Annotated in this window: 18 protein-coding genes and 2 pseudogenes; 11 read left to right on the top strand and 9 right to left on the bottom strand. The window is 57.6% G+C overall.

All coding sequences use genetic code 11. The features are described from left to right. The first annotated feature begins 8 nt into the window (after positions 1-8). From OKW44_RS26180 to OKW44_RS26170, 3 genes and pseudogenes are all read left to right on the top strand, one after another. Positions 9-944: a COG2958 family protein gene (locus tag OKW44_RS26180; RefSeq protein WP_026225564.1), complete on the top strand. Its 936-nt coding sequence runs from the start codon at positions 9-11 to the stop codon at positions 942-944. 63 nt (positions 945-1,007) lie between these two features. Beyond that, positions 1,008-1,226, top strand: a pseudogene (locus OKW44_RS26175) (type I restriction enzyme endonuclease domain-containing protein); the annotation flags it as partial. Positions 1,227-1,313: 87 nt separating this feature from the next. Continuing rightward, complete coding sequence (locus tag OKW44_RS26170; RefSeq protein ID WP_018419181.1) at positions 1,314-1,634, top strand: hypothetical protein; 321 nt, start codon at positions 1,314-1,316, stop codon at positions 1,632-1,634. Between the two features lie 254 nt (positions 1,635-1,888). On the opposite strand, the gene OKW44_RS26165 is transcribed toward OKW44_RS26170, so the two are convergent. Continuing rightward, entirely contained in the window at positions 1,889-2,821 is a 933-nt protein-coding gene (locus tag OKW44_RS26165; protein WP_018419182.1) for a metallophosphoesterase, read from the bottom strand. Between the two features lie 206 nt (positions 2,822-3,027). Between OKW44_RS26165 and OKW44_RS26160 the strand changes: the two genes are divergently transcribed. Both OKW44_RS26160 and OKW44_RS26155 read left to right on the top strand, forming a co-directional pair. Further along, positions 3,028-4,893: an NUDIX hydrolase gene (locus tag OKW44_RS26160; protein ID WP_018419183.1), complete on the top strand. Its 1,866-nt coding sequence runs from the start codon at positions 3,028-3,030 to the stop codon at positions 4,891-4,893. A gap of 87 nt (positions 4,894-4,980) precedes the next feature. Continuing rightward, positions 4,981-5,493 carry a phospholipase D-like domain-containing protein gene (locus OKW44_RS26155; RefSeq protein ID WP_018419184.1) on the top strand — a complete coding sequence of 171 codons (513 nt, stop codon included), beginning with the start codon at positions 4,981-4,983 and terminating at the stop codon, positions 5,491-5,493. A 424-nt stretch (positions 5,494-5,917) separates the two neighbouring features. Here OKW44_RS26155 and OKW44_RS26150 read toward each other — a convergent pair whose 3' ends face one another. The 3 genes from OKW44_RS26150 to OKW44_RS26140 all read right to left on the bottom strand — a co-directional run bounded on the left by OKW44_RS26150 (position 5,918) and on the right by OKW44_RS26140 (position 8,880). Further along, positions 5,918-6,823 (bottom strand): recombination directionality factor, encoded by a 906-nt coding sequence (locus OKW44_RS26150; RefSeq protein WP_018419186.1) that lies wholly within the window; start codon positions 6,821-6,823, stop codon positions 5,918-5,920. 15 nt (positions 6,824-6,838) lie between these two features. Beyond that, positions 6,839-7,837: a YqaJ viral recombinase family nuclease gene (locus OKW44_RS26145; protein ID WP_018419187.1), complete on the bottom strand. Its 999-nt coding sequence runs from the start codon at positions 7,835-7,837 to the stop codon at positions 6,839-6,841. 77 nt (positions 7,838-7,914) lie between these two features. Beyond that, positions 7,915-8,880, bottom strand: coding sequence for a DUF932 domain-containing protein (locus tag OKW44_RS26140; protein WP_026225565.1), 966 nt, complete (start codon positions 8,878-8,880; stop codon positions 7,915-7,917). Positions 8,881-9,678: 798 nt separating this feature from the next. Here OKW44_RS26140 and OKW44_RS26135 point away from each other — a divergent pair. After that, a complete protein-coding gene (locus tag OKW44_RS26135; RefSeq protein WP_018419190.1) occupies positions 9,679-9,867 on the top strand; it encodes a hypothetical protein in 189 nt (62 codons plus the stop codon). Positions 9,868-10,289: 422 nt separating this feature from the next. Next, the gene (locus OKW44_RS26130) at positions 10,290-10,487 is read left to right on the top strand and encodes a helix-turn-helix domain-containing protein (protein WP_018419192.1); all 198 of its coding nucleotides are present in this window, start codon (positions 10,290-10,292) and stop codon (positions 10,485-10,487) included. 461 nt (positions 10,488-10,948) lie between these two features. Here the strand turns inward: OKW44_RS26130 and OKW44_RS26125 are convergent, their stop codons facing one another. Beyond that, entirely contained in the window at positions 10,949-12,169 is a 1,221-nt protein-coding gene (locus tag OKW44_RS26125; RefSeq protein WP_018419194.1) for a tyrosine-type recombinase/integrase, read from the bottom strand. 418 nt (positions 12,170-12,587) lie between these two features. Here OKW44_RS26125 and OKW44_RS26120 point away from each other — a divergent pair, with 418 nt between their 5' ends. After that, complete coding sequence (locus OKW44_RS26120; RefSeq protein ID WP_162633919.1) at positions 12,588-12,869, top strand: hypothetical protein; 282 nt, start codon at positions 12,588-12,590, stop codon at positions 12,867-12,869. 487 nt (positions 12,870-13,356) lie between these two features. Next, positions 13,357-14,505, top strand: a complete 1,149-nt coding sequence (locus tag OKW44_RS26115) for a type II restriction enzyme NmeDI-related protein (RefSeq protein WP_018419195.1) — start codon at positions 13,357-13,359, stop codon at positions 14,503-14,505. Positions 14,506-14,554: 49 nt separating this feature from the next. Here the strand turns inward: OKW44_RS26115 and OKW44_RS26110 are convergent. Further along, positions 14,555-14,939: pseudogene (locus tag OKW44_RS26110) on the bottom strand (methyl-accepting chemotaxis protein); the annotation flags it as partial. Between the two features lie 244 nt (positions 14,940-15,183). On the opposite strand from OKW44_RS26110, the gene OKW44_RS26105 reads away from it, so the two are divergent. Further along, entirely contained in the window at positions 15,184-16,179 is a 996-nt protein-coding gene (locus OKW44_RS26105; RefSeq protein ID WP_026225566.1) for an AraC family transcriptional regulator, read from the top strand. A gap of 6 nt (positions 16,180-16,185) precedes the next feature. Here OKW44_RS26105 and antC read toward each other — a convergent pair whose 3' ends face one another. Genes antC through antA form a run of 3 tightly spaced genes read right to left on the bottom strand, consistent with a single transcriptional unit; the run spans position 16,186 to position 19,106 of the window. Continuing rightward, complete coding sequence (gene antC, locus OKW44_RS26100; RefSeq protein WP_018419198.1) at positions 16,186-17,214, bottom strand: anthranilate 1,2-dioxygenase electron transfer component AntC; 1,029 nt, start codon at positions 17,212-17,214, stop codon at positions 16,186-16,188. 15 nt (positions 17,215-17,229) lie between these two features. Beyond that, entirely contained in the window at positions 17,230-17,718 is a 489-nt protein-coding gene (antB, locus tag OKW44_RS26095) for an anthranilate 1,2-dioxygenase small subunit (protein ID WP_018419199.1), read from the bottom strand. Continuing rightward, a complete protein-coding gene (antA, locus tag OKW44_RS26090) occupies positions 17,715-19,106 on the bottom strand; it encodes an anthranilate 1,2-dioxygenase large subunit (RefSeq protein ID WP_018419200.1) in 1,392 nt (463 codons plus the stop codon). The genes antB and antA overlap by 4 nt, the downstream gene beginning before the upstream one ends. A 334-nt stretch (positions 19,107-19,440) precedes the next feature. Here antA and OKW44_RS26085 point away from each other — a divergent pair, with 334 nt between their 5' ends. After that, complete coding sequence (locus tag OKW44_RS26085) at positions 19,441-20,973, top strand: sensor domain-containing diguanylate cyclase (RefSeq protein WP_018419201.1); 1,533 nt, start codon at positions 19,441-19,443, stop codon at positions 20,971-20,973. Positions 20,974-21,023: the final 50 nt, after the last annotated feature.

The following is a 21,023-nucleotide window of genomic DNA, read 5'->3' as shown; positions in this document are numbered from 1 at the left end:
GGAAAAATTTGAAACTGGAATTACGAAAACGTGTTCTGGAGTGCCTTCGGGCGGATCCGGGCGCAAAAATGACAGCTGGTGAAATTGCCCGCTGGATCATGTCGACCCATCCGGCGGAGTGCGCCCAGAAGATTGCCGATAGTGCGGTAATCGAAACCGACGAACAGCTATTCGCCCAGCTTCGCGCCGAGATATATGGCTCCCACCGGAATTGGCAGCACCAAGATCCATCCTTGAAAACCACGGAAGGACGACCGCGTCGATTTTTCTGGTCGCTGAAGGACGATGCGACGGAAGTAGCGGAAGCGGAAGCACCAGTAAGTCGCGCCGAGGAGGCTGCGGGAAAACGAACGGAACACTCCCTCTACCCGCTCCTAGCGACATATCTATGGGCGGAGCATAACGTTCACTCCATGCGAATCGACGAAAAACGCTCCAGCAACAGGGCAGGCTCGGGCGGCAACGAATGGCTGCATCCGGACATTGTCGGAATGGAGGATCTTTCGTCAGAGTGGACTTCTGAAATTAGAGCTTGTGTTCGTGAACATGCGGATACCCGCACCAAGCTTTGGGCATTCGAAGTGAAATTGCTGCTTAATCGATCGAATGTGCGCCGAAGCTTCTTCCAGACCGTGTCCAACGCCTCATGGGCAAATTTCGGCTACCTCGTCGCAGCGGAAATCGAAGGCTCGGATACGTTGAAAGAGTTGCGCCTGCTGGCGACAGCACATGGGGTCGGGGTGATTCAGCTGGATGCTGACGATCCGACCGCCAGTCAGATACTGATCCCTGCACGTGAGCGGCCTGGCATCGATTGGGACACGTGCAATCGTCTTGCTGAAGAGAACCGGGATTTCGTCGAGTACGTCAAGCTGGTGAGGAAGTTCTATCAGACCGGCGAAACGAACGCAAGGGATTGGGGCATGCAGACGGGCGACGACTAGGCATCAGCTGGCGCCATCTATGAAATGTCGGTCCGGCCGAGCCTGAAATTGACACGTAGGCACCTGGCGAACAACGAGGCGTCAGTCAGGCTGCTGGGTGATGAGACGCTGAAGAAGATCGCCCACGAGTTGACCGAAAACCTTCGCCAGAACGTCAGCGTCGATTGGGCGGTGCGAGAGCGTGTTCGAGCGAAGCTTCGGCTGATGGTGAGGCGGATCTTGCGGAAGCGCAAATACCCACCCGAGCGGCAGGAAGAAGCGGTGCAGACGGACCGGCAATAAGCTGAGAAGCTGACTGCGGAGTGGGCGTAGACAATTTTTGATGCTCGCTGAGCGAGCGAACTGATTGACAACCTTGGAGAAGGGTAGATGGCCAACAAAATCGAATTGCCGCGTGACTGGGTCTGCGATGGAAAGGAACTCAAGCCGAAAAACAATCCATCATCGTCGAATACGTGGATTTTTGATGGCAAGGAAATCAAACCGAAGACGAATGCGACCAGTTCGAATACCTGGGTTTGGAATGGTAGTGAATTGAAGCCAAAAAACAATGCAGTGTCGTCAAATACGTGGGTCATCGAAGGCAACAAGGCGAAGCCCAAAGTCAATGCCAATTCGTCGAATACCTACGAGGTCGGTGCATCCCCTATCCTCGTTATCGCCGGGAAGTTGGTGCTGAGGCTTGTCTAATAGGTTAGCCAGCGAGGGTTGTAGCCCTGACATCGCCCACGAATTCTAAAAACTGGTGGGCGATCGACCGACGGAAAGCTCAGCCATTGCTTCATTCCCGGCGGTGAGCATTTTTTAATATATAGTAGGGAGTGATTCGGCGAAGACTCTCGCACCCTATGGCCGGCATTCCGATGCTAAATCGTCATCACAGGCAAACGGCATATCACGTCACGCGTGCGTGACCGTCCCTTTGCTTCAGTTCCCCGGTGACATTAATGGGACAAAACGAAGTGACCGGACGACAACTCGGTTTCGCCACTCCACCGGTAAGCCACGAGCGGACCGCCCTTTCCAGCGCTGTAATCGACGCATGCCACCGTTGGCGACAATATCGCTGGCTTCCCCGTCATCCAATAGTGACCGACAAATACTGGCTTGTCCGCGGCGTAGCTGATCCTCGAATCATTCGGGATCTCCGTGTCGGGGAGTTGCACTGCGGTTTCAGGGGGGACCAGCGCTGCAAGACGATAGGTGGTCGCCGCCTCGTCCCACCAGCGAGTGCGGGCCTCGTGTCGGGTATGTCCCGATTTGTCCTTGAAGAAGTAGCCAGGTGGCAGCTGGACTTCTATGCCTTTAAGCAGCGTTTCGACCAAATTGTATTCCGCGGTGCCTTTGCGGCTGGCCTGGACCATCAGGGCGTCGTCAAGCAAACGACCCGGCTTCAATCTTGGCTCGAGCTCAGCCATAAAGCCCGGGTGCCAGCAAGCGTGGATCACCCGCAGCTCGGGAAGGTCCAACCAGAGTGGCAAAGAGAGGAACCAATCGATGATCTCGGCGTGAAGGTCTGGCTTGTGCTCGACTTCAGCCAAGAATGCGGCGTGCTGATGACGATTCTTCTCGCCAATTTCCCCTTTCCGGGGACGAAGATACTCGTCGCTCTGGTCGGGGTCACGCAGGTACCACGCAATGGCGTTGAATTCATGGTTACCCATCGTGGCAAGGGCGCTGCCAGCCTGAACCATTGGCCGAACAATACTGAGCGTCTCAAGCTGGTGCGGACCTCGGTCTATGAAGTCCCCTACAAAGATGGCAGTGCGCTCAGGGTGTCTCATCACCCCGCCGTGCTCAACATAGCCCAAGCGCTTCAGGAGCGCCCGGAGCTTGTCCGCATGGCCGTGAATATCCCCGATAACGTCGTAGCTCATCACAACCCCGTTTTGAAATTTATATTGTACTTGGTAGTTCAGCGATAAAGTACCAGATACGCGGCGAGGTCAGCCACAGGCACGAGCGTACAAGATACTTTTAGTCGCTGCGACTTCGACCTCCAGGTTCCGGGCATCGGTCCGTTACAGGACAAGACTTCTATGAGGTCGAGTGCTGCGTGGCGTCGACACAAGCTCAAAATAAGATGAACAACAACATCCATCCAAAGCTGAACGACGACGGCAACCCCGTCATAATCAAAACACCGAACGTTGCGACGGACAATGGTTCATGGCATGAAATAAGCAACGTCGTCACCGTGATTCCGGGCGGGCAGTTTCCTGCCGAATTCGAAGGCACTGCGTTTGCACGCTGGGAAGCTGCACCGACCACCGACATGGGATGGACGGAGTTCGCATCGCAAGGCATGACCTTCGACGAACCGCCCCTCGGTTCTTTTATCGACGCGGTGGGCGCTTTGATCGTGGAGCCAGACGGGCGGGTCTGGGCGCACAGTCCAACCAACCAGTTCGCCGGATACACAACAACGTATCCTAAGGGACGGCTGACACCAGCGCTCTCAGCTCGTGCCGCTGCTGTCAAGCATGGTTACGAAAAGACCGGGCTGCGTGTCGAGCTCACCGGCTTTGCTGGTGACTTCCAACGGACCGCCTCGGTAACGAGGTTCTATTGGGCAAAGAGAACGGGAGGCAGTCCGGCCGACATGGGATGGCAGAGCCAGGCAGTGCATCTGCTATCGCCGTTTGACGTTGACTCCGTTATTACCCATGCGACCGACAAGAAGCTCAACGGACTGGTGCTTGATCGTGAGCACACGCGTCGCCACACGCACATGATTACCGTCCTTTACACCCTTAGCGAGCTGATACAGAAAGGCTACGGGCGGCTCAGAGTGCTACCGTACATGTCGTCCAGCGGATGCTATTGGCGTTGCGAGTTCCATCTCTTGCGCAATCCGGGCAAGGTGGCGTTTCGGTACACGAATGGAAGTGAAGACCGATACCTCAACGCCTACGGCGATCCCAAACGCTATGCTGACATCTCCCCTTTGGAGTTAGCGGAAAGGATCGTGAAAACTGCCTGTGGGAAAGAGAAAGAATACCTGCAATCTTCGAGCGGTCCCCTCACAAAAGCGTATGAGTCGTGGCTCGGCGAGCTCTACGACCAGACTATGCGCACTAACCGCATACCGGTAGCTTTTTCGCCGATGTCCGAGCACGACGGCATGTGGGCGATGGACGCTTTTCTCCCGCTGGGTGACAGCGGCTTCATCAGTCAGCCTCCTGACTATGCGGCACCGGGCAGCAACGACGTCGAATGGCCTGACGACCATGAGTTGCTCGTGTTCGACGACTCGCATCCAAAGAAGATCGTGAAGATCGACGCATTGATCGCAATCGACGAGGGCGAGGAATCTGTCCCGTCGTATGAAGCAATCGTTCAATCGGTGTCTCGATTCCGACTGCTGTTTGGTCATTGGCCAGAGAAGCTGTTGCTATCGAAAGAGCAGATGCGGTGGTTTAGGGAAGACGTACTCTCGCCTTCTGCTTACCGAGCCCTAAAACGTAAGCTTACGCCCGTCGGCGTGGCTTCAGGCTCGGATGCCTCAGTCGCTGACTCGTATGGAAACAGGCTGGCATGCGCAGTGGACCCGCAGCACCGGACACCGGTTGCTGAGATGTGGCTATGGGGAACGTGGAGCGAGAGTAGTCGTCACGAGTGGCGAGAATTCGTCTTGGACTTCTTTGGAGTTGCGCGTCGACTATGTTTCGCTTTGAGCCGTTTCGCAAGCTTATACAGCCATTGGCCTTCGACGTTGCGGATCGACGCAGATACATTGTCCTCGCTTCGAGCGCAGATCAGCCCAGAAGCGTTTGCCTTATTGACCGCAAAGCTGCGGTTGGTTGTTGTTGCCGAACATACGCTGGTGGTGACGGACAACTCCGGGCGTGTCTTCGATTACAACAGCCCGAGCGGCGGAGACAATGATTACGAGCTTGGCATCGAGTATGCGACGCGTTGGCTGTGGGGCGTGACGCCGCTGGTGTAGGAGTCTGGTCGAACTGGCACAGTTGCCCCGCCATCATTCATTGAGACAGATTGAAACACCCGCCCAAAAAAGGAGCTACTGAGGCATATGTCATCGACGGAAATAATATTCAACCAGCGCAAGAAAGGAAGAACTCACGCAGCCGTTCTCACCGAACTGGTTCTCTCCTCAGACAGGATCGTATTGTGTTCGGGATGGATGAAGCTGGACGGTCTGCAACTCCTGCTGCCGGCTATCGATGAGGCTATCGACAAGAACAACGCGTCCATAACGATCTACAGCAACCGCGAAAACACCTATCCTGGTGTGAGGGAAGAGCTGTCGACTCGGAAGTTACAGCACGTCATCGTGTACAAGGAAGACTATTATCTACACTCAAAAATCTTCTACTTCGAGTCGAACGGCAAATATACCGCAGTGATTGGCTCCGCAAATATTACTCGCGGCGGCTTGGAAACAAACGAAGAGATGTCGGTCAAGATAAGCGGCGTGATTGGCGATTCTGAGCACCCAAAGGTCGCTGCATATCTGCAGCATCTGGCATTAAGGCCTCGCAAGCGTGGCGCCGCGAATCCTGCCGATCGCCCCTGCTCAGTATGATGCGTTGATCAAAGTTCCTAAGCTAAGTTCTTGATGCGATTAGGCGGAAATGGCGTCAAACACGGGCCAGCGAAAGTTGATTGCATCGTCGTCATATACGATCCAAGCTCAATCTGCCCACGAATTTTAAAAACTGGTGGGCGGTCGAGCGCCGGGATCCCTTGCCGATGCTTCGTTTCCCGCTTCGAGCTTTTTCTAATATATATATATAGTGGAGATGCAGCGGCGCAGCCCCAGCCGACTACTTGACCGGTTGCCACAAAGGCCCAAACCTAAAAAAGCCCTCGCCGAAGCAAGAGCAACGGAACGCCTCATCGTCCCAGAAAACAGCGCAGCAACTTATGTCCTAGCCAAAGCCAGCCCAGACCGACGACGATCAACCCAAACGGCGCAACGGTCAAGAACAGGATCGCTTTGATAAGGATCATGATGCCCCTCCCGCCACCGTTGCCACCTTCCGTGCGAGCTTGTCCTTCAAGCTGGCCGGAACGCCGTTGCCAGATTCGACTTCAGCTTCCGGTACGCCGTCCGCTTCGGGATAAAACTCCTCCACGACAGCAGGAACGTCTTCGCCCGACTCCTCGAATGCACCGTTGCTGAATCCAACACGAGCAGCATCGTCGAGCGCGGCTTGATCGAAGCCTGACGCCTTGCGACGAGCATCGAGTTCCCGAGCCTGAGCGATGGCATCTTCCAGCGTCAAACCTGACTGCACCACGACGTCGACGTAATAAATTGCAGATCTGTAGCTTTGTGTTGTCGATTTGCCCCGGAGTTTCAGTTCGAGCGACATGCAGGCTAACAGACCGCCCGAAACAGCACTGAAGTACCGAAGCCTCGCCGCCAACGTCCGGATGGAATTGAACGATGTCGTGCGGAAGATGAACGAGCCCAGCTCATCCTCGTCGCCGATTACAACGTTAAACCGGCCGTAGGGCCTGCAGTAGCCATTGCTGTACGAGCAACCATCGGGAGACGGGCACGGCAAGGAAGCGATGCCGTCGTTGGTGACACGCTTGCAGCTTTCGCCGTTACCGACGCAAGCAGGCCGCCCCGTTTCGCGGTCGAACAAGCTGTACTCGGCTCGAAGGTTCAGGTCGGGATCGTTGAACAGCACCCGTACCGGAATTGCCCTCAGCTTGCCGCCGCCGTTTGCTTGTCGAAGCGCTTCGTCGAACGGATGGAGTACCCAGCCGTCACGCCCCTGCACCTGTGTCGTGACTTGAAATTCGTCCGACTTCTCGGGCAGACGCTTTCCGTTCTTCTCTATAACACGGCCAATCGAAATGCGACCGATGACAGGCGGCGTGATTGCAAATCCCTTCAGCATGATGACCTCCAATGGTTAGGCTGAAACGAGGAACCGACGAGAACCTGGTTTCGTGATGGCGTACTGCTGCTGCAGCTCTGGGTAATCGGCGAGTAGCCTCTTCAAGTCGATGCCGGAGCTGTCCTTGCTGCGTTTGAACGACACTTCGCCAGTGTCGAAGACCGCACGGGAGGCATCGCCCATCGCCTGCTGGATGGTTTGCTTGAGCTTTGATTCGAGCTGTCCTCTGGTTTCGATTTCGGCCCGGACGGCGAGGAGGTCTGCAAACGTGGTGGAGAGGTTGCGATCGTCGCTGAAGTCAACAGTGCTTCCGGCGTCTTTCGGAAACAGGCAACGCAGCGCTCGATCAGCAGAGTCCGTACCATCCGCAGGCGGAGCGGTGTCGCTTTCGACGTATTGCCAGAACCGGGCTTCGAGTTCAATCAACCTGGCGATGAGATCGTCGTCACGCTCGATGTGATGGACGTCGAGTTGCTGGCCGCACATGAGCACGGCAACGTGCGCAGCCAGCTTCCCGGTCACGGCGAGTTGATGCTGCACCTGCAAGGTCACGTATTCTGGGACGCCTTCCCGCCAGAACTTCGCCCCGTTGATGCCGGCCGTTTTGCATTCGAGAATCTGGACGTCGGCACCGATCACTTCCCGGTCGAGGTTGGCAAGCATGAATGGCACCGACGGATGTCGAAGTACAGCATTCACCTTGCGCACCCGATTGCTGGTCTGCTGCGTATAGGCTGCGGCAACAATTGGTTCGAGTAGTGTTCCCCAGAAGATAGGATGCGTGGTGTCATTTGGATCCGGCTTGTCGACTTCGGCGTCCCGGCCAGTCTTTTCGAGCCACAGTTCAAGCATCGACTTATACGGGTTGAGACCAACAGCAGCGGCGGCGTCTGACCCGCCAATGCCAGTCTTGCGAACAGCAAGCCAGTCTTCACGGTCGAGATTCAAGGTGTTGACCAGTCGAAGCGCCGGTTTCTGCTTAGCTGGTTTTGAACCATCGGTTGCAATGCTCATGTTCCGCTCCTTCAAAGGAAAAGCCCGGCGAACGGAAGTTCAACCGGGCTACAAGATTGCAGGTGAATTAAGGGAAATCAGGCGACTAGTCGAAGTGCTTCGTCCCACGCTTTGGCTTTGATTGCTGCGCCTTGGCCAAACCATGCGCCGTCACGCCGGTGATCGTCGCTTCTGGCCCGACGTTGATGGTCGACAAACTCGGTCACAGCATTGACGAGTCCCCACGCCGTACCCGAAGCTGAAGCGAGGTCTGCACCTTTACCACGGCCAGCGAACAGGTCATGCACGGCTTTGATGGCCCGATCGTTCGTCGCTGTCGTCGAATTGCCCTGAGTGGCGCTCACTGGATACGTCAACACACGACGGAAATACGCTTCCGCCGTTTCGGACTTGACTTTCCGCTCGGACAAAGCCTTCGTTCGGACCATGAATGCATCCCAAGACGAGATGGCGATACCCAACTGACGCTTGACGGCTTCAGGATCAAATTGGCTGCGGTGCGGGACTTTGATTGCGCCATCGCTTTCGCCGATAGCTATAGCGAGCGTGTTCGCACAAACGACACGTACAGAGGTAAACTGGGCCGTCGTCGCCAGGGTTCCGTCACATGCCGTGGCAAGCAGCAGATAGCCGTTCACCTCGTCCCGACCTTTGAGAGATACCGACTGCCCCGTGCGAGCCAAGGCCCAGAGCTTGCGCCCACCCTTCAATGCACCCGCCGTCTCGAGCTGGAATCCGCCAACTTCGGTTAGGTCTTTGTAGAAGGACAAAACCGTGCTAGGTTGCACTGTCTGGTATCGGCTTGAAACAACAGAGAGCGGCTCTTGCGTGTCGCTCCGATACAGAACCTTCTGTTCGGGAAACGCGTGGATGCTCCCGAGACCGCCGCTTCCGGCGACGAAACGAACTTCTGCTTCTTCTATAGTCCAGTTCATTCCTGCTGCGGCGGCCCAGACTTCCATTGGTTGGTTCGGTGATAGCTGGTGACCGAGGCCATGCCAAGGCCGTTCTCCAACATAGGCCATGCTTTGCACGAGATGCATATTTTTCTCCAATAGGCGAGCGCATTCAGCCTGGTCGAAACGCGGGGTCGTGAATGCAGTTGAAAGGGAAGCGCCTGCCAGTGCAGCGGGACGAGGGGAAGATCTTGATTAGCAGCAGGCGAAGTCGGAGTCGTACGCGTTGTCATTGCCCGAGCGACGTAGGTATTCCGAGAGACGTCTCTTCAAGTATCCGGCGATTGCGGTAGCGGCTTCGACCAAGACGACGAGCAGAAAGGTTACGACGGCGTTTTTCATTAGGCTCCCTAGTATCGGAAAGCGAAGTGGTTCTATATCATTCTTGTACCAAGGCGGCACTCAAGTATTGAGCAAATACCGCAATTGAAAGATAAATAATTCGCCGTCTCTAGAGAGATTGCTGATCTCCACGGCGAATGTCGGGACGCATCTTGCGATCGAAAAAGCCAGAAATAAAACTGGATATTTATCGATTTTTTTTGGGGCGCTTTGCCGGGCGGCAAAATGATTTGCATTTTCCAGAAGGTTAAACATTACGTGCATAATTATAACTTACAGAAATCTGTCATATTTCTGGGGGCGGTTCTTGCTCATTTAAGGGCGCAGGCATATCTGCAACGAAAAAAACAACCCAACTTTGCTCGAGAACAATAGCTGCGTCGTGCTAGAGAAGAATCAACCACATGCCGGGTATCGGCACATGGTTCGCTCCGACGCGTCAAGAACCCACGGATGGAGGCGGCAAGGAGTACGATTACTTCACCACAGTGGAGATCGTAATGAACCGACCCCGAACTGTTGGGGAAGAACCAGGAGTAAATCATGGGAACACGAAAGAACTTATCCGACATGTCGTATGCGTCGCAGCGTCGGCACGGCTATGTCGATGAGAAAGGCAATATCACTGAGCCTGGTTGGCACCGCATGACGAATGAGGACCTTCGAGAATACGACGAAAGCAATAGGCTGCGTCGGAAAGATAACGAGAAGGCCAACGGACGGGAGAAGTAAGGTCCGACCAGTACCACTGAGGCATGTATGTCGTACGATTACGATCCTGGTTACGCATTCACATACTTCATGAGCTGGCGCCGTGAGAAGATGCGGGAAGGAATGTTTAGCAAGATGAAGTAAGCTGACCACTGAGTGGTAGAGGGCAGCATTGCGTCGTCTGGTAAAGGGCGGCCCGGTTTGTTAATTGATGAAATTAGGCGTGAAAAATACAGATCTGGCAATAAAGAATTGAAAGCGCTGACTTGACCGCGCGCGCCGTCCGGAATGCGCTTCTGCTCAAAGTGTGGAGCGCCACAGCTCGCCTAAATCCGCATTAAGTATATTTGCATCCATGTCTCAGTCTTTGAATTAAAATAAAAGTAGACAAGCAATTATCAAAAAATTGACTTGCGCTTATCAAATAAAGGACTAAGCAGCGCATGTACATTACATCAAATTACATCAAGATCGCAGTCGATAGAATCGGCGGCCCCACCAAAGTTGCACACGCCTGCTCGGTCAGCAACGCCGCAGTCCACGCATGGATCACCTCAGGGCGCATCCCGAACATTGACCGAGCGAAGATCGTCGCCAAAGAGTCGGGGATCGACGTTCACCTTCTTCGAGGAACCCGCTGATGTGTTACGTCGACGAACGAAGTGAAGAAACGCTCGCCCGGCAAAATATCTTGGCGGCTCAGCAGGCGATATGGACCGCAGTTAAAGAAGGTTGGCCCGAGTTCTACGTGGAACCGCCAAAGCATGAGCTTACGTCGGGCACATGTGATCGGCTGACTCTTCAACAAATCGATGCTGGTGTGCGAGCATTCATCCTCGCCTGTAACCTATCCGGTGGGTCCGTGGGTGACGTGCAACTCTACGAGCTCCTGCATGCATATCTGCAGAGTCCGGAGGCACGGCAACGAATCAACCATGTCGTGCAGGAGACCGGCCTGCGACGCCCAGGATTCGCGGTTGCTCCCCCAACAAAAAAGTAATGCGGTTTGGGGATCATCCGCCTCTGCCGTTTGACGCTTTGATCCATCGGTCTTCGGCAGGGCGTGGATTTATTGTCTCGTCAGACCGGTTCGTTTGCGAAATCAACCGATTGCGACCTCTGTGGCCTCGTCGGTGTCTGAAGGGGTAGCAGCAAGTAAAGCCAAGACATGCTCTTCATATCGTTCCGCCCACGGTCGCAGCCGCTCAACGGTGATCTGCGTGTAGTGAGCCGTTGTAACGTCCCCCTTCAGCGAATGCCCGAGTAGCGACTTCAGTGGAATGCCGGGGCAGTCCAGCGATTCCAAAACGGTCGAAAAGGTGCGGCGAAGACCGTGAACCGTGACGGCGCTACTTGCTGCCACATTCAACGTCGTCATCGCTTTGCGAGGCTCGCTGACGTGCGAGGGCTCGCCGTTCTTGTCTCGGGCAGCAAAAACGAACTCGCCGATCTTGACTTGCCACATTGCATCGAGAATTTCCGCAACTCTCGGGGTAATAGGCAGCACCCGATCTGAGTGGTTTTTGGTCTCCTTCAGCGTGAGGGTTCGTGCCTTTCGGTCCACGTGCTTCCACTTAAGCGTTGCTGCTTCAGTACGGCGTGCGCCGGTCAATAGGATGAATTCGATGTAAGCGCCCATGACTGCGTTTGGCAATGCCCGCGCTGCGACGACGAACGGCTTGATTTCGTGCGGGCGCAGGTGATCGGTGCGAGCCTTGTCCCGCAACCAGGCGCGCTTGGCCGTGAGGCTCGCCACCGGGTTCTCCGGAATGACAGCTCGCCCATACGTTGCGATGGCGAAATTGAATATGCTCCTCAAGGTGCGCATCACGCTTGACGCCTGGGCTGCGCCGCTGCTGGATTTCGCAATCCGGCGATAGCGGGCCATGATCATGTCCGAATCAATAGTTGCTATCGCCTTTCCCATCCAGTCTGACAGGTAGTGCTCCATGTAGCGGCGATAGTCGGTCTGAGTTCTTGGCTTCAACTGCCGTTCAGCCATGAATTTATCGAAAACTAATTGTAGGGTTACCCCCGCATCACTGCGCTGCTTCTCCTGTTGCCGGACGTCATTGCCCTTGTCGAGTTCCACGATCAGTTCTTTTGCGCGGTCTCTGGCTGCCTGAACTGACCAGGCGGGATACCTGCCGATGCTGACGCGGACGGTCTTGCCGTTTAATTTCCGGTCGACGATGAAGGTTTTGGCTCCGCCGGTCACCCGAATGCCGAAGCCCTTGATCTCGTCATCGAAGTAGAACGCCGGCTTGCCATCTTCGCGGGGTGCGGCGCTTTTTTCAACGTAGGTCTTTGTTATGTTTGCCATATTTGGCGTGGCTCCTACACAGAGAATTGGGTCTGAGAAAATTCTATCATGTAGGAACGGTGTAGGATCAGCAGCGGTACATTGATCTATGTGAAAGTACGAAGACGGACACTAACACGGTGATTTTTCAGAGTTTTAAGAGTTCGGAGTAGGGCGAAGTATCTAGGTGAATCGCAGATATTCGAATTCGCAATGCGAAGGTCGGAAGTTCGATCCTCCTCCTCGCCACCATAAATTGCTTTAAAAGCAACGCACTACGTCTTTGCGATGTAGTGCGTTGTTTTGCATTGAGAAGCACCTCCAAAACTCCGGCGGCGTCACCGATCCGTTCCTTTATGTGCGATCCACACGCGGGGGAATCACGCTGAGGCACGGCGTCGCTTACTCCCTTCGCCGCTTTTATACACTGGTGCAGCAAATGTCGCGCACCCGCTGGGTCGAGCATATTAAGGCTAATCGGCGTAACCACGCCATCCTCGGTGACGCGGACGACTTGGCGGACTTCCTGTTTTGCGCCTTGCGTCAGTCACTGACCATCGTTGGTGCACACTTGCGTAAGCTGAACGGCCCTCATTGCTTCTACTGTGGGCGCGGAGTTACCGAGGCCGACGTCGATCACTTTGTCCAATTTTCGCTGTATCAAAGGGACCAAGCTCACAATTTTGTGCTCGCTCGCGCACCCGACCTGCAATCGCAGTAAATCGGACACGCTTGCTGCCAAGCCTCACCTCGAACGCTGGCTTGAAACACTCATGCCCCGAACTGGCGAGCTGGATGAAATCGGCGCGTTAGGGGCATGGCGAGTGATGGCATTCCCGCACACAGAGTAGCGGTGTGGGGCCACACGAACGCCAGTGTCACGGGCGGCCGCGCATGGCTGTCTGCGTCGAGTTATGAGCGGGTGAGTACCGACTACCTTGGTCTTTTCGAAGACTAGACTTTGCTTGGCGCGGCGCTGCAACGGTGGTCTGCCACCATGACATTCCGGGTTCGGCCAATGAGGAGTCTTCCGCGTAACCGACTCCGAGTGACTGATCGACCTTCTGTTGCAGATACCCATAAGCGTCCACTAAATTCGGTGCGATTCTTAATCGCTGCCTCAACTGTAGCCGTTAGTATAGTTAGTATATTTATCCAGCGTTACTGCGTCCGTCACTTGACCTTGCCCGAACCCCACCCATACTCCAATGACCTACTTCGTTGATATTTTCTCGGTAGATACATTCGAGGGCTTTTCAAATACCCCCAAGAATACTGCAGGTTTCCACCCCAACCGCAAGGCTTGGGTTACCAAAATCAAACCCGGCGACAAAATTCTTTGCTACCTTAAGGGGCTGTCCTGCTGGGTAGGCATATTAGAGGTCATGGGGCCGATGGCGGAGGCGGCGCCGAGCAGCGAAATCCTCAGCGAGTACACGCTGCAATTCCCCGTGAAGCCGATCGTCTGGTTGAAGAAAGGCGCACTTCTTCCCATTAAGCGTTCCACCGTTTGGGCCGCCCTATCCTTCACGAAGGACGTAACGCCCGGGGCCGGCGGGTGGAATGCCATCCTGCGTAGCAGTGGCGTTCGATTACGGGAACCCGACGGTCAGAAAGTGGAGGAGCTACTTTCTCACCAGTCCCAGCATCCGACTCCTGATGAGATCGCTGACGAGACTTGGGAAAAGCACCGCAGCCTGAAGATGATTAATGCCGTGGGAAAGCTTGTGGCGGTGCAGATTCCCCTTGATGAGCAAGAGGCCGAAGCTCCTCAGCCTGAGACGCTTACTCCGAAACCATGCGACATACCAGACCCTTCAAATCTCCCGCCGCAGGTCCGAACTTCCCACAAGATGCAGGCGTTGCTCGCCGACATTGGGATCGCCATGGGATTTGAGGTCTGGATACCGAAGGCTGACAAGGAAGCTGTTCTTTCAGAGATGGGTAACCACGAGCTGTTGGCGGCCCTCCCCTACACGCAGCTTTCCGAACCGGCCATCAAGACGGTCGAACAGATTGATGTTCTCTGGCTACAAAAGAAGACCATCGTGCGTGCCTTTGAAGTCGAGCACACAACCGCGGTCTACTCCGGGATCTTACGCATGGCGGACCTGCTGGCGCTGCAGCCCAACTTCCACACGAGGCTGCACATCGTGGCGCCGGAAGAACGGCGCAAAAAGGTGTTTCAGGAGCTGATGCGGCCGGCGTTCTCGATTTTCCCGCAGGGGCCATTGTCAGCGCTTTGCAGCTACCTACCATATGAGAAGGTGCAGGACCTGGCCGCTAACCCCACTTTGGAATATCTCAAGCAGGAAGTGCTGGACAAATACGAGGAATTTGCGGAGGAAGCGGAGTGAGTTGCCCCGGGCTTGCTAGGCACTCCCTACAATCTTCGTTTGAAGAGGCGCTGACCTCGTTCATCGTCCTCCCCGCTTCGCCAGCGAGCGCCGAGCCGTCGCGGATCCGGTCGACCGACGTCGCGATCGGGTCGTCGATCTCCTGGCGGCGCTCGACGAGCGTTGCGCGAGGCTGCGCACCTCGCTCGCGACCACCGCGAAGCTGCGTTCCTGCTCGCGGGTGCGCGCCGTTTCGACGGCCGCATTCAGCGCGAGAAGGTCGGTCTGAAACGCAACGCCTCGATGATCGCTGTGATGTCCGCGATCTTCGTCGAGCTGTCGCTGATGTGCTGCGTCGTGTTTGACGACCTCGCGCGGGCCACCGCGCTGCCCTTCTGCGCGACTGACAACGCAATGACCGATAAAATACAAATTTGCACGGTTTTGCGCGTATTTAAATGCGTGATGAATGCGTCGCCTTTCGTTTGAATTTCGGTCTCTCTTCCATTTGGCAGCGATTCTCCATGCCAGCACAGCGGTGCTTTACCGGAGGACAATGTCTCATTCATCCACCCGGATTCATCCACCCGGAGCGGCCACGGTTGAGGTAGGCTTAGCCAATCCCATCATGTCCCCCGTTCTGCGCCCTGATGGACTGTCTGCCCTCGGGGCACGCACCTCAATAGCTCGTCTCCACGTATGTCAACTCCGGACCCCGGCAATCGCGACCTCCGTGCCGCGTTAAACGACCTAGACGGCGCACGCAACTGGATGGCGTCCATCTGCGGCCCCCACGGCCTCCAGGTCAGTCATCCAGAGCGCTTGCGCTTCCACCAGTCCGGCACCGTACTTCGTTCGATGGCGACGACGATAGGCTACGTCGAATACGGCACCGACGTGACGGTCGCGGTGAGTGAGAGCAGTCCGCTGAACTGCTACAGCGTGAGCCTGCCGATGGTCGGTCAACAGGAGCTCGCAGCACACGGCAAGAGGTGGTTGTCGGATCAGGATTGCGGTCTGATTGTCAGTCCGCAGGAATCGCAAGATCTCGCGATTACCGGCAATTGCCGCAAGCTGCACGTCGCGATTCCGCGCTCAGCGCTCCAACAGGTGCTGCAGACGATGCTGCAACGCCCCGTCGAAACGCCGCTCGTGTTCCAGCCTGACATGGACGCAGCCGCCGGCGACCAGGCATCGTGGTGGCGCATGGTCAAGTTCCTGGCCGGCGAGATGGAGCGCTCGGGACCGTCGCTAGGGCAGCTTTACATGTCCAGCGAATTCGAACTAACGTTGCTGAAGGGGCTGCTGCTGTCACAGCCGCATAACTATTCGGAACAGCTGGCCAACGCGACCGCGCCGACGCCACCGCATTATCTGACCCGCGCGCGCCAGTTCATTCACGACAACGCGCGCGAGCCGATCACGCTCGAAGACATCGAGCGCGCTTCGGGTGTGTCGCGCTTCAAGCTGTTCGACGGCTTCCGTCAATATTTTGGCTGCGCGCCGATCGCGTATCTGAAACGCTACCGACTCGAATCGGCGCGGCGCGACATTCTCGACGACCGCTCGGTGCGCAATATCTCGTCGGTGGCGCTGGGCTGGGGGATGTCCCATCTCGGCCGTTTCTCGACCGAGTACAAGGCATTGTTCGGCGAGTCGCCATCCGAGACGCTGAAGCGCGCAGCGCGGCGTTAGAACGTCCTATCGCGCGTTGCTTTCGCCGAACTTTTCGTAAAACAGCCGGTAATCCTGAATTCCCTGCTCGGTGAGCCAGGTCTTGATCGCTTCGACCATCGGCGGCGGTCCGCACACGTACATGTCGAAGCCATTCGATTCGAGAAACGAGCGGTCGAAATGCTCGGGAATCAGCCCGGTCTTGCCCGACCATCCCGGCGCCGGATTCATCACGACGGTCTCGACCGCGAATCCTTCGATGTTCGCCTTGTAGCCGTTGATGCGCCCGGTCTCGCACAGATCGGCTGCATTCGTGACGCCGTAGTACAGATGCACCGGATGCGCGACATTGCGTTTCGCCGAGATGTCGTCGAGCATGCCGAGGAAGGCAGAGAGTCCCGTGCCGCCCGCCACCATCACGAGCGGACGCTCGACCTGGCGCAGATAGAACGCGCCGAGCGGCGCCTCGAACTCGACCGTATCACCGGCCTTGCAACGTTCGCGCAGATAGTTGCTCATCATGCCGTCGGGCAGCAGACGGATCAGGAATTGCAACTCGTTGCGTGCGTTCGGATGATTCGCGAACGAGTACGAACGCCATTCTTCGGTGCCGGGCACCTTCACGCGCGCATACTGGCCCGGCAGAAAATCGAGCTGACGCTCAAGCGCGCTCGCATCGACACGCAGAATCGCGGTCGTCGCCGACACCAGCTCGACGCCGACCACGCTCGCGGACACGGTGCTCGTGCCGGCGCCTTCGCACAGCGTCGAGTCGAAGTCGAAATAGAACGACGCATCCGACTTCACGCGCGTCTGGCACGAGAGGATCTTGCGCTGCGCGAGGTCCTCTTCGCTGAGCGTTTCCTCGTCGACGTAATCGAGCGTGTAGTCGCCCGATTCGCAGCGCCCCTGGCAGGTGCCGCACACGCCTTCGCGGCAGTCGAGCGGAATGTTCACGCCGTTCTTCAGCGCCGCGTCGAGCAACAGCTCGTTCGGGCTCACATCGAAGAACGCGGTTTTGCCATCGGCGAAGCTCAACGCGACCTTATGTTTCATCGTCGTGCTCCCGGCTTACAGATGGTAGAAATCCAGCACCGCGTTGATGTGGTCGTTCAGCAGCAGCACGTGCTTGCGCTTGATCTTCCAGCTATCGCCCGACGCTTGCAGGTCGTACACCGCGCGGCCGTAGAAGTAGTCGGTCGAGCCGTGACGCGTGTACAGCGTCGACCAGTTCACGTTCGCTTCGACGCTCGAATCTTCGCGCTCGCTCAGTCGCACGTTACTGATCTGATGCATCGTGCGCGGCAGCGGTGTCGACGCGGCCGACTTGCCGGTGCGCAGCCGAAACACGCGGTCTTCGAGACCGGCGCGATCCGAGTAGTAAATCAGCGACATGCCCTGCTTCGGATCGGTCGTGTACACGTGCTCCGAATCCCACTGCGGCACATGGAACACGCTCTGCGGATCGAACAGGTCGACATATTCGTCCCATTGCTGTTTGTCGCACAGATCGGCCTTCAGATACAGAAACTGCTCGACGGAGTGTTGGACTTGGCTCATGCCTGCTCTCCCTGCGATTCGATGGATTTGTCGAGACCCTTGAGGATCGTGTCGCGCCAGGTGCCGTGCTGGTTCACGTAAAGCCCTTCGTGGGTCAGCTCGGTGCCGGTCAGATTCGGCTCGATGCCGAGCAGCGTGGTGTTCGCGGTCGCGCCGCTGGCCCACTTGTGATGTCCGCGCGAGATGTCGCTCCAGCGTTCGAGGCGCGCCTGGAAGCCGCGCTGCTGCTCGCGGAACTCGACGAGATCGTCGGGCGTGCCCATGCCGGACACGTTGAAGAAGTCTTCGAACTGACGGATGCGGTTCTCGCGATCCTTCGCCGACTCGCCCTTCACGCCGATGCACTGGCTGATGACCTCGGTTTTGTTCCACGCGACCGGCCGCACGATGCGCAGCTGCGAGCTGATCTGGTCCATGAAGAACAGGCTCGGGTAGACATTCAGATTGCGCAGCCGGTGCATCATCCATTCGGCCTTGTCCTGGCCATAGGCTTCGACGAGCCGCGGCATCACGCTCTCGTAGCCGGGACGCACTTGCGGATTCGGCATGTCGCTGAACAGGACGCTGTGGCCATTCCTGAACGCGAACCAGCCGTCGTCGGTTTCGCTGTCGCCGGCGCCGAGCTTGCTGTAGTCGAGCGTGCCGCTGGGGTCATCCCCTTTCTTCGCATTCGACTCGATGCGGTGCTGCACGGTCGCCACGTAGTTGTAGTGCACGGTGCTCACGTGATAGCCGTCGAGACCGTTCTCGTTCTGCAGCTTCCAGTTGCCGTCGAACGTGTAGGTCGACTTGCCGGGCAGCACTTCGAGCTCGCCGGTCGGCGACTGCGCGACCATCATGTCGAAGAAGATGCGCGCGTCGCCGAGATAGTCTTCGAGCGTGTCGGTGCCGTCGACGTCGAGGCTCACGAACACGAAGCCCTTGTAGCTCGCGATGCGCGCTTTCTTCAGGCCGCGCACCGACTTGTCGAAGTCGTCGCAGTATTCGCCCGGCGCCTTCACCTTCACGAGCCGGCCGTCGTTCTTGTAGCACCATGCATGGAACGGGCACGTGAAGGTCGACTGGTTGCCCTTGGTCATACGCGTGAGCGTCGCGCCGCGGTGCTGGCACGCGTTGATCATCGCGTTTAGGTTGCCGGCGCCGTCGCGCGAGATGATCAGCGGCTGGCGGCCAGCGCGCATCGTCAGGAAATCGTTCTTGTTGAGGATCTCGCTTTCGTGACACGCATAGATCCAGGCCTTCTCGAAGATGTGCTCCATCTCGAGCGAGAACAGCTCGGGCTCCGTGAACATTTCGCGGGCAATCCGGTACACGCCTTCCGCGGGGCGAAAGTCCAGACAGCCGCTGACGAATTCGCGCCATTCCGAGGCGCTGCGCTTCTCGCTCATGATGTGTCTCTCTCCTTGTGTCCAATCGTTTGAACGTGACAGGCTCGATTGAATACCCAAGTGGCGAGGCCAACTATCCAGCCAATTCGCGTTTTCTATCCGAATAATTGGACGGCGCCTGGATAATCTGGCGATCGGGCGCAAACCCCCGCCGGACGGGACTTCTGGCGTGCCGTTCCGGTGCATGCGGGCAAACACCCGGCTACGCAAACGTTTGCCTGCGCGCCATGTCTGCTACGCTCACGTTTTTATAGGTCGCGTTTTTGACGGTGATTGCCGAGACGCGGCCGCTTCTTCACGCGCGACGTTCAGCGCATGTCAGAACCAAAAACGCATGGTGACGCGCCGACCGAACAACGTGATTGCGATCAGTGTCTTGCTGGCTGGCGCGATCCTCGCGATCGCCGTGTCGCTGCTCGCACAGATGCGCGAAGATGCGTTGCGGCGCGCGCAGGACTCCATCGCCAACATATCCCTGCTGGTCCAGCGCGACGTGTCGCGCAATCTCGAGATCTACGACCTGTCGCTGCGCGCGGCGATCGACGGACTGAAGCAGCCGGGCGCGCTCGATCTGCCGCCGGAGATCCGCCAGATGGTGCTGTTCGACGGCTCGATCAGCGCAAAGGACATGGGCTCGGTATTCGTGCTCGACGAGAACGGCAACGTGCGCTTCGATTCACGCGCGTGGCCGCCGCGCGCAAGTAACCATGCGGACCGCGATTACTTCAAGGCGCAGCGCGCTTCACCCGACATCGGCCTGTACATCAGCCATCCGTTCAGTCCGAGCGGCACCGACGACGACCTGCGCATCGCGCTGAGCCGGCGCATCTCGAGGCCGGACGGCAGCTTCGGCGGCGTGGTGGTCGGCACGCTGCGCCTCACGTATTTCCATCGGCTGTTCGACGGCATGAAGCTCGGGCCGAGCGGCTCGATGGCATTGATGCTCAGCGACGGCACGATGTTGATGCGCCGTCCTTACGATTCGAAAACGATCGGCATCAACCTGACCGGCACGGCCAACTTCTCGCGCTTCATCAAGCGGCCGAGCGGCGACTTCTTCGGCACGGCGGCGATCGATCGCGTCGAGCGCTGGTATGCGTTCCGCCATATCGACGGCTTTCCGCTGATCCTCGACGTCGCGCTCTCGACGCGCGACATCTACGTCGAGTGGCGGCGGCGCGCATGGATCATCGGCACGCTGATCGGCGCGCTCGACGTGACGATCATCGCGCTCGCGATCCTGTTCTCACGCCAGTTGCGTCTGCGCCGTGCGGCCGAGGAAGAGTTGCGCGAACTGGCGCGCACGGACGGGCTGACCGGCCTGAACAACCGCCGCGCCTTCGAGGAGCACGTGAACGACGAATGGCGACGCGCGCAGCGCACCGGCCGGCCGCTGTCGCTGCTGCTGATCGATGTCGACAACTTCAAGGGCTTCAACGACCTGTACGGCCATTCGGCCGGCGACGAAGCGCTGATCGGCGTCGCGCGCTGTATCGCGCAGAACGCGCGACGTCCGGGCGATACGGCCGCGCGCTTCGGCGGCGAGGAGTTCGCGGTGCTGCTGCCGGACACCGACGCGACGGGCGCGCAGCGGATCGCCGAGCAGATGCGCGCGGCGGTGCAGGCGCTGCAATGCCGCCATGTGGCCAGCACGCATCACGTGCTGACGGTGAGCGCAGGCGCTGCGACCGCGCAGGGCGCGGCGCTCGCGACGAGCCGCGCGCTAGTCGACGCCGCCGACGAAGCGCTGTATCGCGCGAAGGATGCCGGCCGCAATCGGGTGATGCTGTACGGCGCGCCGACGGACCACTCCTCGCGGGACGGCGCCGCGGTGACGCCGGACCCCGACCCGCGCCGGGCGAATTGACGCGCTTCCAGGGCTCGTTTCCCGAGCCACTTGTCGGCCCGCTTGCCAGC

The organism is Paraburkholderia lebeckiae (assembly GCF_050436325.1).
GTDB classification, from domain to species: domain Bacteria; phylum Pseudomonadota; class Gammaproteobacteria; order Burkholderiales; family Burkholderiaceae; genus Paraburkholderia; species Paraburkholderia tuberum.
The sequence above is the reverse complement of the archived record's forward strand: the minus strand, read 5'-3'. Positions and strand labels throughout refer to the sequence as shown.

What these genes read in the sequence shown, in the direction of transcription:
- antB (WP_018419199.1), bottom strand. Translation starts at nt 17,718, where the DNA reads ATGAGCCAAGTCCAACACTCCGTCGAGCAGTTTCTGTATCTGAAGGCC.
- OKW44_RS26115 (WP_018419195.1), top strand. Translation starts at nt 13,357, where the DNA reads ATGACCTACTTCGTTGATATTTTCTCGGTAGATACATTCGAGGGCTTT.
- OKW44_RS26145 (WP_018419187.1), bottom strand. Translation starts at nt 7,837, where the DNA reads ATGAGCATTGCAACCGATGGTTCAAAACCAGCTAAGCAGAAACCGGCG.
- OKW44_RS26165 (WP_018419182.1), bottom strand. Translation starts at nt 2,821, where the DNA reads ATGAGCTACGACGTTATCGGGGATATTCACGGCCATGCGGACAAGCTC.
- OKW44_RS26085 (WP_018419201.1), top strand. Translation starts at nt 19,441, where the DNA reads ATGGTGACGCGCCGACCGAACAACGTGATTGCGATCAGTGTCTTGCTG.
- antA (WP_018419200.1), bottom strand. Translation starts at nt 19,106, where the DNA reads ATGAGCGAGAAGCGCAGCGCCTCGGAATGGCGCGAATTCGTCAGCGGC.
- OKW44_RS26160 (WP_018419183.1), top strand. Translation starts at nt 3,028, where the DNA reads ATGAACAACAACATCCATCCAAAGCTGAACGACGACGGCAACCCCGTC.
- OKW44_RS26135 (WP_018419190.1), top strand. Translation starts at nt 9,679, where the DNA reads ATGGGAACACGAAAGAACTTATCCGACATGTCGTATGCGTCGCAGCGT.
- OKW44_RS26150 (WP_018419186.1), bottom strand. Translation starts at nt 6,823, where the DNA reads ATGCTGAAGGGATTTGCAATCACGCCGCCTGTCATCGGTCGCATTTCG.
- OKW44_RS26140 (WP_026225565.1), bottom strand. Translation starts at nt 8,880, where the DNA reads ATGCATCTCGTGCAAAGCATGGCCTATGTTGGAGAACGGCCTTGGCAT.
- OKW44_RS26130 (WP_018419192.1), top strand. Translation starts at nt 10,290, where the DNA reads ATGTACATTACATCAAATTACATCAAGATCGCAGTCGATAGAATCGGC.
- OKW44_RS26125 (WP_018419194.1), bottom strand. Translation starts at nt 12,169, where the DNA reads ATGGCAAACATAACAAAGACCTACGTTGAAAAAAGCGCCGCACCCCGC.
- OKW44_RS26170 (WP_018419181.1), top strand. Translation starts at nt 1,314, where the DNA reads ATGGCCAACAAAATCGAATTGCCGCGTGACTGGGTCTGCGATGGAAAG.
- OKW44_RS26105 (WP_026225566.1), top strand. Translation starts at nt 15,184, where the DNA reads ATGTCAACTCCGGACCCCGGCAATCGCGACCTCCGTGCCGCGTTAAAC.
- antC (WP_018419198.1), bottom strand. Translation starts at nt 17,214, where the DNA reads ATGAAACATAAGGTCGCGTTGAGCTTCGCCGATGGCAAAACCGCGTTC.
- OKW44_RS26120 (WP_162633919.1), top strand. Translation starts at nt 12,588, where the DNA reads ATGTCGCGCACCCGCTGGGTCGAGCATATTAAGGCTAATCGGCGTAAC.
- OKW44_RS26155 (WP_018419184.1), top strand. Translation starts at nt 4,981, where the DNA reads ATGTCATCGACGGAAATAATATTCAACCAGCGCAAGAAAGGAAGAACT.